Annotated in this window: 9 protein-coding genes and 1 tRNA gene; 3 read left to right on the top strand and 7 right to left on the bottom strand. The window is 65.9% G+C overall.

Going from position 1 to position 11,939, the window contains the following annotated elements:
• Positions 1-4: 4 nt before the first annotated feature.
• On the bottom strand, positions 5-829 hold the full coding sequence (locus AC4D2W_RS16110) for a crotonase/enoyl-CoA hydratase family protein (protein ID WP_490927923.1): 825 nt from the start codon (positions 827-829) through the stop codon (positions 5-7).
• Between the two features lie 87 nt (positions 830-916).
• Here AC4D2W_RS16110 and AC4D2W_RS16105 point away from each other — a divergent pair, with 87 nt between their 5' ends.
• Positions 917-1,687, top strand: a complete 771-nt coding sequence (locus AC4D2W_RS16105) for a hypothetical protein (RefSeq protein ID WP_490927922.1) — start codon at positions 917-919, stop codon at positions 1,685-1,687.
• 73 nt (positions 1,688-1,760) lie between these two features.
• Here AC4D2W_RS16105 and AC4D2W_RS16100 read toward each other — a convergent pair whose 3' ends face one another.
• The 4 genes from AC4D2W_RS16100 to AC4D2W_RS16085 all read right to left on the bottom strand — a co-directional run bounded on the left by AC4D2W_RS16100 (position 1,761) and on the right by AC4D2W_RS16085 (position 5,773).
• Complete coding sequence (locus AC4D2W_RS16100; RefSeq protein WP_490927921.1) at positions 1,761-2,783, bottom strand: aldo/keto reductase; 1,023 nt, start codon at positions 2,781-2,783, stop codon at positions 1,761-1,763.
• Between the two features lie 121 nt (positions 2,784-2,904).
• A tRNA-Ser gene (locus tag AC4D2W_RS16095) sits at positions 2,905-2,992 on the bottom strand.
• A gap of 81 nt (positions 2,993-3,073) precedes the next feature.
• On the bottom strand, positions 3,074-3,646 hold the full coding sequence (locus AC4D2W_RS16090) for a helix-turn-helix domain-containing protein (RefSeq protein ID WP_490927920.1): 573 nt from the start codon (positions 3,644-3,646) through the stop codon (positions 3,074-3,076).
• Positions 3,647-3,649: 3 nt separating this feature from the next.
• Complete coding sequence (locus tag AC4D2W_RS16085; protein WP_490927919.1) at positions 3,650-5,773, bottom strand: prolyl oligopeptidase family serine peptidase; 2,124 nt, start codon at positions 5,771-5,773, stop codon at positions 3,650-3,652.
• A 206-nt stretch (positions 5,774-5,979) separates the two neighbouring features.
• Here AC4D2W_RS16085 and AC4D2W_RS16080 point away from each other — a divergent pair, with 206 nt between their 5' ends.
• Positions 5,980-8,016 (top strand): FAD/NAD(P)-binding protein, encoded by a 2,037-nt coding sequence (locus tag AC4D2W_RS16080; RefSeq protein ID WP_490927918.1) that lies wholly within the window; start codon positions 5,980-5,982, stop codon positions 8,014-8,016.
• Between the two features lie 95 nt (positions 8,017-8,111).
• Complete coding sequence (locus tag AC4D2W_RS16075; protein ID WP_490927917.1) at positions 8,112-9,356, top strand: MFS transporter; 1,245 nt, start codon at positions 8,112-8,114, stop codon at positions 9,354-9,356.
• Here AC4D2W_RS16075 and AC4D2W_RS16070 read toward each other — a convergent pair.
• Positions 9,340-10,260, bottom strand: coding sequence for an alpha/beta fold hydrolase (locus AC4D2W_RS16070; RefSeq protein WP_490927916.1), 921 nt, complete (start codon positions 10,258-10,260; stop codon positions 9,340-9,342). The two genes, AC4D2W_RS16075 and AC4D2W_RS16070, sit on opposite strands and share 17 nt — an antisense overlap.
• Before the next feature lie 155 nt (positions 10,261-10,415).
• Positions 10,416-11,909, bottom strand: coding sequence for an aldehyde dehydrogenase family protein (locus AC4D2W_RS16065; RefSeq protein ID WP_490927915.1), 1,494 nt, complete (start codon positions 11,907-11,909; stop codon positions 10,416-10,418).
• Positions 11,910-11,939: the final 30 nt, after the last annotated feature.

Genomic DNA, 11,939 nt, shown 5'->3' with positions numbered 1-11,939 from the left:
ACCCCTAGTCGCCGGTGAAGACGGCGGGGCGGCGCTCGGTAAACGCTGAGGTTGCTTCATGGAAGTCGCGGCTGGCCAGGAATGCCGAATTCCACAGCTGGACATAGTCCAACCCGGCCTGGACTGGTGCCTCCAGCGCGTGGTTCATCACCTGTTTCACCCCCTGCACCGTCAACGGAGGGTTCGCGGCAATCATGGCGGCAAGCTCGCGTCCCCGGCCGACGACGTCGTCGGCCAGTTCCGTGACCAGCCCCAGACGGTGGGCGCGGTCGGCGTCGAAATCCTCTCCGGTCAGGGCGAGGTGGCGGGCGGGGCCCTCGCCGATGATCGCCGGGAGACGCTGGAGGGATCCCAGATCGGCAACGATGGCAACCTTAACTTCACGCACACTGAACTTGGCTGCAGGGGAAGCGATGCGGATGTCGGCGGCGGCGATGACGTCGATCGCTCCGCCAATGCACCAGCCGTCCACCGCTGCAACGACCGGTTTGGCACATCTTGCCAGAGAGCTGACAGCGTCCTGGAGGTCCCTGATGCTGCGGCGGAAGCCTTCCCTGCGGCGCGCGTCCATTCCTCCGGCGGCCAGCAGCGGGGCAAAGACGGGAGCCATGGCCGGCAGATCAAGCCCGTAACTGAAGTTGCCGCCGGAACCGTAGAGCAGCACCGCCCGCACGCTGTCATCCTCGCTCAGGGCTCCGAAAACTTCGGGCAGTTCCCTCCAAAAGTCCGGGCCCATCGCGTTTCCTTTGGAGGGCCCGGTGAGCTCGACTTCAGCTATTCCGTCCGCAATGTGTACTCGCAGGGAACGCAGGGAAGTGGTCGGGCTCATGGAATCTCCTGTGATTGGCGGCGGCGGCTGCACGCCAATATACCGGCAGCGAAGCGCGGGGTATCGCTGGAAAGCTAGGATCGGTATATGGAGTTCCTGGTGATCGTTCTATTTGTCGTGGCCATTGTTGTGGTGAACTTTGTCATCACCCGTGCTCAGCGCCGGAAGAAGCAGGCAGAAGGGGAAACCGTCCTGGACGGCGGGGACCGCCCTGAGCGCGCAGCGAAGCCGCAGCGCACTCCACGCAGGAATGTCTCCGGCGCAACGGGGGCATCGCCGGCTCCCCGAACGTCCGCAGCGGCGGCGCGTGAGGCCAATGCCCGGCTCGATGCCACCCAGCACCAGCAGGTGTATGCCGCCATTGCGCAGGGGCACCCCGTCAAAGCGGTCAAGCTCTATGCGCAGTTCACCGGGGTGGGGGTCCGGGCGGCGGGAGCGGCCGTGGAGAACCTGGCAATGCACCCGCAGCCCTATCAGCAGCCACGCCCGGCCGGCACGACGCCGGCCGGTGCAACGTCGGCAACACCGCCGGCTGACGCACCGTCCACTGACGCAACGCCCGCTGGATCCACTCCGGCTGACGCACCGCCCGCAACACAGACGCCGGCTGACGCCACGCCCGCTGACCCCGAGACTCGCAAGCCTGCGGATGATGCTGCCGATTCCACACCGAAAGCGAAGGCTGCTGAGCCGGAGAACCCGACCACGGACAACTCCGCCGCCGGCAAGGCCGCACCGGGGAGCGGCGCCGCCCGGGCTGCTGACTCCCGCCGGGAATCAGCAGCCAAGCCGCCCGCCGCACCTGAAGAAGATGAAATCAGCAAGTGGGTCAAGGACCTCCGGCCGGAAGACTTCTAAGGAAGGCCTTTAGCAGAACGGGCAATTCCTCCGGCATGCACCCCTCCGGCATGCACCCCTCCGGCATGCGCCCCTACGGCAACTGCCGTGCGCGCTGATTGACCCCGTCTGTTCCGTACGGATAGTTGCCGACGGCCGGACGGCTGAGGTCGTTCAGCCTCTGTTCCTCCTCGGTTGAGAGCCGGAGCGAAGCCGCGCCCAAATTGTCGGTGAGCTGCTCAACTGTCCGGGCGCCCAGGATTACCGAGGTTACTCCGGGCTGATCAGCCAGCCAGGCCAGGGCCACCTGCGCGGGGCTGGCATGGTGTGCAGCGGCAATGTCCTTCAGCGCGTCCAGAATGTGCCAGGTGCGCTCATTGTTGCTGCGCAGGTCCCAGCCCTGGAATCGCCTGGTGGGATCGTCTCCGACCCGCGTCTTGCCGGCAGGAACCGATTCCCGGCGGTACTTCCCGGTGAGCCAGCCGCCGGCAAGCGGGGACCAGGGCAGCAGCCCCAGCCCGGCGTCGATCGCGGCCGGCACGATTTCCGACTCGATCTCGCGCTCCAGCAGGTTGTATTGCGGCTGCAGTGTCACCGGCTCGTTCCAGCCGTGCGCCCGTGCCGTGAACACTGCTTTGGTCAGCTGCCAGCCGGTGAAGTTGGAGAGGCCGTAGTAGCTGATTTTGCCCGCCGTAACCGCGTCCTGGAGGAAGCCGAGGGTTTCTTCCAGCGGGGTGAGCGGATCCCAGGCGTGCAGCTGGTACAGGTCGATGTGGTCCACGCCCAGCCGCTTCAGGGAGGCGTCCAGCGCCTGGCGCAGGTGGCGCCGGGAGGTGCCCAGATCATTGGGGCCGTCTCCCATGGGGAACCTGCCCTTCGTGGCGAGCACGATGCTCCGGGCTGCTTCCGGCCGGGCCTGGAGCCAGCGGCCCACAATCTCCTCGGAGGTCCCTCCGGTATAGACGTCGGCGGTGTCGATGAAGTTTCCGCCGGCTTCCACATAGGTGTTGAGGAGGTTGTGGGAGACATGCTGGTCGGATTCATTGCCGAAGGTCATGGTGCCGAGTGCATAGCTGCTGACAACGGTGCCGCTGCGGCCCATCAGACGCATTTCCATGGAATTCCTTTTTGTTTGAGGAGTCACAGTTCAAGCTGCAATGTGAATGTGCCCAACATAGTCCGAAAAGGGAATCGGCGACAGAAACAAAAAAACCCCCGGTTGCCCGGGGGTTTTAGCGCGGAGACGGGGAGATTTGAACTCCCGGTGGGCTTTAGGCCCACACTTCATTAGCAGTGAAGCCCATTCGGCCGCTCTGGCACGTCTCCAAAATGCTCTCTGATAGCTTCCGCTGCCAGCCTGACAAGACTACCCATAAGGGGCGGGTAAGAGCAAAACGTCACCACAGCTCAGCCGGCGCGGCCGCCCGCAGGACGTGGAGAAATGCCAGGCTGTTCCGCACCGGGTTGGTACATTGCAGCGAAGAAACCGTACTTTTGGGCGTCGTCACCGGGCCCGATCCCGGCATACTCCTCAATGAGCGCATGCAGCCTGCCCTGAAAAGCTGACAGCTGCGCCGGGGACAGGAAAAGGGTGACGCTGGTTTCGGACAGGCGCCCGGATCCGGGTGCGCGGCGGTAATTCTCCAGAGCCGATTCCAGGATGGCCGGTCCCACAAGAGCGCTTTCCGGCATGGCGGGATTGAAGCTCAGGCCCAGAGTTTTGCCCGTCGCCCGGTAGGGAATCTCGCGGGCGTTCCGGTTGCCCGGGCGCGCTTGCTCCGCCTCGACAAACCCGTGCTCGCTGAGCAGATTCAGGTGGTGGAGGGTTGCCCCCGGTGTTGCTCCCAGCCGCTGCGCAATTTCCTTGTTGGTCAGGCTCTCCCCGCGCAGCACCTGCAGGATCCGGATCCGCAGCGGGTGGGCCACAGCCTTGGCCTCATCCGCCGTCGCCTCCCGCTTCTGCACCGGTTCACTGCTCATGGTTCACCCCAGCCGTCCGGTCAGGGCCTCCCACAGGAACTCATAGGACATGGCATGCATGCGTGCGGCCTGCCTGTTGTCCGCTGCTCCGGCGTGCCCGCCTTCCAGCGCCTCATGGAACCACACCTTCTCGATGCCCATCGCCTTCATCCGGGCGGCCATCTTCCGTGCCTGCACGGGGCCCACGCGGTCATCGCTGGTGGCTGTCCAAATCAGCGTGGGGGGATAGTCGGCGTCGTCCTTGAGCAGGTGGTACGGCGAGAACGTCTGCACAAACTCCCACTGCCGGGGATCCTCCGGATCCCCGTACTCGGCAATCCAGGAGTACCCGGCGGACAGCTTGGTGTAGCGGCGCATATCCAGCAGCGGCACGCCGCAGGACACCGCGCCGAACAGATGCGGATAGGTGGTGAGCATGTTGCCGACCAGCAGGCCGCCGTTGCTGCGGCCGGTGCAGCCCAGGTGCTTGCGGGAGGTCACCCCGCGGCGAATGAGGTCCTCGGCCACGGCCGCAAAGTCCTCATAGGCGCGGTGCCGGTTTTCCTGCAGGGCAGCACGGTGCCATTCGGGACCGTACTCACCGCCGCCGCGGATATTGGCCAGCACATAGACGCCGGATCGCTTCAGCCCCGAGGCGTCGGTGAAGCTGCGTTCCAGCCAGCCGCGGCCCACCATTCCGCTGTAAGCCGGTGTCAGCGCCTGTTCAAAGCCGCCGTAACCGTTCAGCAGCGTGGGGTTGCCGCCGTCGAGCACCAGGTCCTTGGGGCCCACCTGGAAATAGGGCACCTTGGTGCCGTCGGCGGAAACGGCAAAGTGCTGCTCCACGGTGTCCGAGGAGGCGTCAAAGAACGAAGGAGACTGCTTGACCACTGCTGCCGGCTCACCATTGGACTGCCCGAGGGTTCCGCGCGAGAGAGTCGACAGGGTCAGAAACCCGGTGCTGATGAGCCAGTAGTCGTTGCCGGCTTCCTCATCCTCATCGTCCACCGCGTACGCATCAACGCTGTGCAGCGGCGGGCAGGCATCCAGCTCGGACGCGGCCCAGCCGTTGGCCGGATCCAGCACCGAAATTTGGGAGGAGACGTCCCGCAGCAGGTTCAGCAGCAGATAGTCCCGGGTCCAGCTCCAGGACTGCAGGGATGTTGCCGGGTCCGGGGTAAACAGTGTCACCAGCTCGCGGCTGCCGGCCAGGAAGCCTTCGAGATCCGCGGCCAGGAGTGACCCGGCGGCATGCACGATGCCGTTCAGCTCCCAATCGGTGCGCGGGCGCAACACCAGCCACTGCCGGTGCACATCCACATTCACGTCCAGCGGCACATCCAGGCGCACCCACTGGTCTGCGCGGCGCAGGAAGGTGGAGCTGTTGTAGAAGTCCACGATGTCCACCGCGAGGTCACGTTGGAAGCCGGGGGTCTGGTCATGCACCACCACCGCCATCATGTGGTCTTCGGGCACCTCGAAATAGGGTTCTGCGTCAGCCAGCGGCATGCCGCGGCGCAGAATCCGGCTGGTGCGCGGGTACGAGGCGGTGGTCATGGACCCGGGGCCAAAATCGGTGCCGACATACAGCTCGTCCGGTCCGGCCCAGCTGATCCGGTTCTTCGCCGCGGGAATGTCAAAGCCCCCGGAAACAAAGGCGCGGTCGACGACGTCGAACTCGCGGTAGCGGGCGGCGTCACCGCCGTCGGGGGAGAGGACCACCAGTGCCCGGCGGTAGGGCGCACCGTCGGCCGGCCGCAGGAACGCGGAGCCGCCCCAGACCCACTCCACATCCTCTTCACGGCTAAGTTCGTCCACGTCGAGAAGGATTTCCCATTGCGGATCTTCAGTGCAGTAACTCTCCCAGGTGGTGCGGCGCCACAGGCCCTTGGGATGCTCGGCGTCGCGCCAGAAGTTGTAGTAATGCCCGCCGCGCTTGGCTGCCATGGGAATGCGGTCAGTGGAATCCAGTACTTCCAGCAGCCGCTTTTCGGTGTCCTCAAAGCCGGTTTCAGAGAGCAGGTCCTCCGTGACTTTGTTTTCCGCGCGCACCCAGTCCAGCTGTTTGTCCCCGTAAATGTCCTCCAGCCACAGGAACTCGTCATCAGCAAAGGGACCGGGGGACAGGTCAGGAGTCGAGGAAGTCATGTGCCCATCCTAGGGGTGTTGCCGCATCCGGCGGCCTGTGTTCGGCTGTGCCCGGCGTTCCCGCGCTGGTGATTACGGGTCCCTTCGCCCCCCTCCCGCCGGCAAGGCGGCGGTGGCGCTCTGCCGGGGCGTTCAATGCATCGGAGAAGCCGCGGTCTTTGTGATCCACGCCGGACCGTTGTTTACCGGACAGATACTCTTGAAGCATGACCAACACCGCGCAGAGCTACCAAGTGGCCGTAATTGGAGCGGGTCCGCGGGGAATCTCTGTTGTGGAACGCATGCTGGCCCAATACCTTTCGCTGCCGGCATTGAACCGGCCCAGCCTGAAAATTACCGTCTTTGATCCGTTCAACCCGGGGCCGGGCCATGTCTGGCGCACGGGGCAGTCCCGGCTGTTCCTGATGAATACGCCCTGCCTTTTTCCAACAGTGGTTCCGGCCGGGGCAACGGCAGATGAGCTGGCGGCATCGCCGTCGGCCCTGTCCTTCGACCAATGGCGGATGCTGATGGACGGCGACGACGGCGCTGCTGCCCGGCTTTCGGCCGCGGACCGTGAGGAGTTGGCCGCGCTGACAGCGGGGACCTTTCCCAGCCGTGCCATCTACGGGCGCTACCTGGAGTGGACCTTCGCCCGGCTTGAGGAAGCTGCGCTCGCCGCCGGAGTGGAACTGGCACACGTGCGTGCCGAGATCCTCGGACTCGAACGCCCAGAGAGCGGGAACGGCTGGTTCCTGGAGGTTGCGGGCGAAGGCGCGCTGGAGGCCGACGCCGTCGTGCTCGCCCTGGGGCACCTGCCCGCCGCGCTGAGCCCCGAACAGGACCGGCTGCGGAACGCCGCAGACCGCCACGGCCTGCGCTACCTGCCTCCCGCTGTACCCTCCGATGTGGATTTCAGCGTCTTTCCTGCCGGTGAGCCGGTCCTCGTTCGCGGGCTCGGACTGAACTTCTTCGACATCATGATCCAGGTGACCACCGGCCGCGGCGGCCGCTTTGTGGCCAGCGGCGGCCCGGCCGGCCGTTCCCTGCGGTACGAGCCCAGCGGCCGCGAGCCGGTCCTGGTGGCGGCTTCCCGGCGGGGCACCCCCTACCGCGCGAAGGCCCGCCTGGACTCCTATGTGCCGCGCAGTGTGCGGCTGAACTACTTCACCCCGGAGGCGGCTGCCGTCTTCAAGGGCCAGGGCATCCTGCCCGGCTTTGACCACGATCTGTGGCCGCTGCTGCACCGCGACGCCGTCTGGGCCTACTACTCCACCCTGGCGCGGGTGGCCGGAGACGAATTGCTGGAACCGGCGGAGCTCTTCCTGGCCGAACTGCGCGCAGCCCTGGATCTTCCCGGGCCCGAATGGGATGCGGCCAAGGAAAAGGTTCTGGACCGTTTTGTTCCGGCAACACGCCGCACCAACCTCGAAGGCTTGGCCCAGCCGCTGGGCCGGCGTCCGTACAGCGGCGCCGAGGACCTGGACAACGCAATTCTGGCCTATCTGGAGGACGACGCGGCCGGGTCGGCTGCCGGTGAAGACGATCCCCTGAAAATGGCCATCGGTGCGCTCAACGCGGGGCGCACGCTGCTGAAAGCCATAGTGGCCGACGGCGGACTCGCCGACGCTTCCTGGCTCTCCGAGCTGCGGGGCTGGTTTGAACCGCTGGTGGAAGGCCTGGCCAGCGGTCCTCCGCCCGAGCGGATTGAGCAGCTGGCAGCCCTGGTGCGGGCCGGCGTCGTGCACTTTGTAGGTCCTGATCCGCGCTTTGACATTGATGAGGCACGGGGCGTTTTCACCGCAAATTCGCCCTGGTCCGGCACGGAATACGCTGCCCGCACCTTGGTGGAGGCGATGATGCCGCCAAACCGGGTGGACCGGAACATCTCCCCGCTGCTGGGCGGAATGCTGCGGAACGGCCTGGCGCGGCCAAAGGTCATGATGGCTGCGGACGGAACAGCCGTGATCACTCCGGGTCTGGATGTCACTGCGCCGCCATACCGTCCGGTGGGGATCAGCGGTGAGCCGCAGGAGGATCTTTACGTTCTGGGGCTTCAGCTCTCGTCGGTGCAGTGGGGAACCGCCATTGCTGCCGAGGCCGGTTCGCCCGCGGGCGCCGGTGCCAGAACACTGCGGGACGCGGACGACATCGCCGCCGCCCTTCTGGCTTCGGCTGCCGGTGCGCAGGCGCGCCCGGAGCGGCGGGACCGGGCCAACGGAGCATCAGGTACCCTGCGGGAGGATTCCCGGAGCGCGGGCTAACCCCTGCGGCGGCGGCCCGGTGGGCTATGTGGCGCTGAGACGCGACGCACTCCGTGATGCTTGCCCGCCGGCGTTTGCTTTCCTATGCTCAGGCGATGACTGCCGAAGCGGTGCCCGGGAAGCCACACACAGCCCTCCGGCGCGAGCGCTCCGCGCTGCTGGCCGCAGGATTTACCAACGGTCCCGCTGAGCTGGTGGATTTCCTGATTCCGCTCTGGGCCGGCATTGCCCTCGGCGCGCAGGCCTGGCAGGTGGGCCTGCTGATAGCGGCCGAACTGCTGGTGTCCGTGGTGGTCCGGCCGATCGCCGGGCGGCTGGCCGACAGCAGGGAACGGAAATCCCTCGCCGGTGTCGGGGCGGTGATCTACGGGCTTTCGTGCTGCGGATACGCGGTTGCCGATTCCTTACCGATGGCCTTTGCTGCGGCTGTTCTGGGCGGCATCGGCGGGGCGTTCCTCTGGGTCTGTCTGCGCGCCATCGTCAGTGAACGGCTCGCAGTGGATTCCAGTGTGTTTGCCCGCCTGATGTCGGTCCAGGAAACCGGCTCATGGGTGGCCTTTGTTGCTGGGCTGGTGCTGCTGTCCTTCACGGATCTCTTTGCCCCGGTCCTGGCCGGGTGCGGTGCGGCCTGCCTGCTGGGCGCCGCCGTGCTGCTGGCGAGTCCTGCCCGGCCGGACACCGCCCCCGGACCCGGCGGCGGCGGCGCAGCCATGGCCGCCGGTGCTCCGGACGTGAGTTCGCGCGGGATCGCCGCGCGGGTCCGGCCGATGCTGATTACTTCGGCGACCACCGCCGTGGCTGAAGCTGCCGTCTCGATCCTGCTTTTGCTGCACCTGCAGCGGGGCTTCGGCCTGGACGTCATTGAAACCGCCTACGTCTTCCTGCCGGGAGCCATTGCCCTGGCGGTGCTGCCGCCGGTGCTGCACAAGGCCGTTCGGCGGATTGGGCGGCGGCGGTCCATGGCTGCCGCCTCGGTTTTCAGTGCGGCTTTTGCCGTGTCGCTGGCCTGGGCTCCGAATCCATGGGTGATTTCCGCCCTGTGGATTCTCAGCGGAGTGGCATTCGCCGTCATGATGCCCATCGAGCAGTCGGTCATTGCCGAAGCCGCGCCGAACAGCGTAGGTACCGGCATGGGAATCTACACCGCTGTCGGCCTGCTCAGCGCGGCCGCCGGTGCACTGGCCGCAGGCATGTTGTATGAGTTCAGTTCCTGGCAGGCAGCGTGCCTCATTTCCGGTGTCCTGATCCTCAGCGGTGCTGTGCTGGGGCCGTGGGCCATCCGGAAGCTTGGGATTGCCGATGTTCCCGCCGAAGATTCGCCGGTCATTCCGGACCGGTGATCCGCGCCGCATCGGACGGGGGTGCGATGGCCAGCCGCAGCATCCGGCAGAACGCGGTGCTGTCCTCGACGGGCCACCAGTGTCCGCCGTCCACCGGGCTGATGCGCAGATCCCGCACTTCCTCCCGCAGCCCGTCAGTCAGCCGCGGGGAGAGGAACGGATCATGCAGCGGCACAATGACGTGGACCGGTACCTGAATCATTGGCGGCAGGCCGCGGGCGGGAACACCCGAACCGAGCAGATTTGCGCGGTACAGCTGCAGTCCGCGAACGGCATTGTCTGCCGCGGTCCCGGCACTGATTTCGATGCCGGATGCCCGGTTTGCAGCAAGCCGGGCGTAGCGCGGACCCAGCAGCCGCCACAGCAGTTCCGGCAGGACAGGCAGCTGGAAGAAGGCAACATACGTGCTGCGCAGGGCCTGGCTTGCTGCCATCAGCCAACGGCGCGGTGTTTGCAGACAGCCCGCAAACCAGCGGCGGAGATGGCTCAGATCAGGGCCGGAAATGCTGGTGAAGCTGAGGATGCTTCCGGCGGCACGTGGATCGCGGGCCGCGGCCCAGCATTGGACGGATCCCCAGTCATGGCCCACCAGATGCACCTGCTGCGCTCCGGCTGATGCCAGGACGGCGTAGAGGTCCGAGACGAGCAGCGGCAACCGGTACGGGGCCAACGGGTTATTCGTCTGCGCTTCCACCCGTGAATCCCCGGCATTGCGGGTGTCATAGGCCAGAACGCGGTGATCCGCAGCCAGATCCTCGATGACATTGTGGAACACGGTGTGGTCGTCGGGATAACCGTGGACCAACAGGACGGTTGGAGCATCTGTTTCCGCCGGCAGGCCGTACTCGAAAACTGCCAGCCGTGCGCCGTCGTTCTCCACCGTCCACTGCCTGTTCTCCTGCATCCGGATGTCCCTTCATCTGCGTGGTGCCGGGCTGAGGGCGATACCGCGGCCGGAGAAACGGGCCTTAATGCGGGATGCCGCCCCGGCAATGTGCCGGGACGGCATCCTTTCAGCTTTGAGCGTCCAGAGGAAGCTGCGCTGCCTAACGGTGCTGCTTAGAACGGGTACTGACGTGCTCCGCGCTGCAGGGTGACGGTGTGATCCGTGGTGAATTCCTCGATTGCCCACTCGCCGTTGAAGCGGCCGAGGCCGGAGTTCTTCTCGCCGCCGAACGCAACGTGTGCTTCGTCCTGGACCGGAACGTCGTTGACGTGGGTCATGCCTGCCTTGATGCGGCGGGCAAACTGGGCTCCGCGGTCCAGATCCGAGGTGAACACCGAGCTGGACAGTCCCAGGTCGCTGGCGTTGGCCAGTGACAGGGCATCTTCAGCGTCTGCGGCGCGGATGATGCCGGCGATGGGACCGAAAATCTCTTCCTGGAAGAGTTCCATGTCCTTGGTGACGTCGGCGAAGACGTACGGGGAAAGAACCTGCCCGTTTGTTTCTCCTTCGACAACCATCCGGGCGCCCTGTTCCCGGGCCAGCTCGATCTTCTTCTGCAGGCCCTGGAGCTGCTTTGCATTGATGATCGGGCCCACGGTGTTCTGCGCGTCCCGGGGGTCCCCGGAGTTCAGCGTCTTGACGTGCGCGGTGAACTTCTCCACGAACTCGTCATACACGGCGTCTTCGACGATGATCCGGTTGATCGCCATGCAAATCTGTCCCTGGTGCAGGAACTTGCCCATGACGGCGGCCTTGACGGCCTGGTCCACGTCCGCGTCAGCCAGCACCACGAACGGGCTGTTGCCGCCGAGTTCCAGTGCGACGTGCTTCAGGGTGGGGCCGCTGGCAGCCAGCGCGCCGAGGTTCTTGCCCACCGGCGTCGAGCCCGTAAAGGAAATGAACGACGGAATCGGGTGTTCCACGAAGGGGTCGCCGATTTCGGAGCCGGCGCCCACCACTACGCTGAGCACGCCGGCCGGCAGTCCGGCCTCCTCAAAGATCCGGCCGATCATCAAGCCGCCGGTCACCGGGGTATCGCTGGCCGGCTTGAGGACGACGGCGTTGCCCACTGCCAGGGCCGGTGCAACCGAGCGCATGGACAGGTGCAGCGGGAAATTCCAGGGGCTGATGACGCCCACCACGCCCAGCGGTCCGCGGTAGACGCGGGATTCCTTGCCGGGGACGTCGGAGTGCAGGATCTTCCCGGTGACGCGGTGCGGGAAGGTGGCCGACTCCTTGGTGATGGAGCGGGCCGAGTTGATTTCGATGGTGGCCTTGACCACGGTGCTGCCGGATTCTGCGGCCAGCCAGGCCATGATTTCGTCACGGCGTTCGTCAAAGATCCGGGCAGCCCGCTCCATGACCGCGCGGCGTGCTGCCGGGGTCTGCGCTGCCCATTCCTGCTGGGCCTCGGCCGCGGCGGTATACGCCTCGTCCAGGTCCTCAACGGAGGCCTGGCGGATGTTCATGAGCTCCGTGCCGTCAAAGGGGCTGGTGTCGCTCAGGACCCGGTCGGAGCTTCCATCGCGCCACTGTCCGGCAATGTACTGCTTCGAGGGAATCCAATCGGTGAGCACGGTTGTGGGTGATTCGACCTGGGAGGTCATGTGGTTCTCCTTGAAATCTTGACGCATGTG

It is taken from the genome of Arthrobacter sp. TJ-58, assembly GCF_058269295.1.
Note: the sequence above shows the minus strand (reverse complement) of the source record. Positions and strands in the feature narration are given on the sequence as shown.